This is a genomic window from Streptomyces sp. NPDC093261 (assembly GCF_044753645.1).
Taxonomy (GTDB): domain Bacteria; phylum Actinomycetota; class Actinomycetes; order Streptomycetales; family Streptomycetaceae; genus Streptomyces.
This window is the reverse complement of record NZ_JBIVNO010000055.1, coordinates 1-1124: the sequence shown is the minus strand read 5'-3', so window position 1 is coordinate 1124 and position 1124 is coordinate 1. Positions and strand designations below refer to the sequence as shown.

General features: G+C 67.1%; 1 protein-coding gene. It reads left to right on the top strand.

What is annotated here, in order from left to right:
• The first annotated feature begins 231 nt into the window (after window positions 1-231).
• Window positions 232-1101 (top strand): IS5 family transposase, encoded by an 870-nt coding sequence (locus ACIP94_RS38435; RefSeq protein WP_402436788.1) that lies wholly within the window; start codon window positions 232-234, stop codon window positions 1099-1101.
• Window positions 1102-1124 lie beyond the last annotated feature (23 nt).

Below are 1124 nucleotides of genomic sequence, written 5' to 3'. Positions count from 1 at the left end.
AGAGGTCGTTTTCACCTGCGATGCGTGCTTTGGCCTGGTCTTTTCGGCCGGCGGTTGGCGTCTCGGCGGGGCTGGTGGAGTGGTTGCGGCACATGCGCTGGATGGGGTGACGGCTGGGGCGAGGTGCGCCTTGCGCCTGTCTCATCCCAACACGCCCGTCGCGTGGTGGTGCTCCCGCCGTTCTCGGTTCACGCCTGGGCGCACGCCGCCGGTCGGCGGTATGTCCAGGTCATGGCCGAACGTCGTGCGTATCCAAGTGATCTGTCCGATGCCCGCTGGGAGTTGATCGAGCCGGTGCTCAGTGCCTGGCGGGCCGAGCGGCGCCGGTATGCGCTGAACATCGGCCGCCCGCCCGAGCATGACCTGCGCGAGATCATGAACGCGATCTTGTACGTGGACCGCACCGGGGTGCAGTGGCGCTACCTGCCGCACGACTTCCCGCCCTGGGAGACTTGTTACGGCTACTTCGCCAAGTGGCAGAAGGCCGGCGTGTTCGCCCAGCTCACCGGCGTACTGCGCAGGCTGTTACGACAGCAGGAGGGCAAGGATGCGGAGCCGTCCGCGTGCGTCATCGACGCCCAGAGCGTGAAGACCTCCACCAGCGTCCCGGCCGCCGGCCAGGGCACCGACGCGGCGAAAAAGATCGTGGGACGCAAACGGAGCATCGTCACCGACACCCTCGGACTGCTGCTCGCGGTACTGGTCACGGCCGCGAGCATGCAGGACTCCGCAGCCGGAACCCACCTGGTCGACCAGGTGGCGGCCGCTCATCCCACCATCCGCAAGGTCTGGGTCGACGGCGGCTACCGCCAGCACCTCGTCGAGCACGCCGCCCAGCTCGGCATCGACATGGAAATCGTCCAACGCACCCCTGGGACCAGGGGCTTCACCCCGCTACCCAAGCGCTGGACCGTCGAGCGGACCTACGGATGGCTGATGTTCCACCGCCGCCTGGCGCGCGACTACGAGACCCTGCCCGCCCGCTCCGAAGCCATGATCCACCTCGCCATGACCGACCTGATGGCCCGCCGCCTCACCGGCGAAGCCACCATCTCCTGGCGCGACCCGACATCACGGAATCAAACACCAATTTCGGGATGAAACATCGGGAGAAAACGACCTCT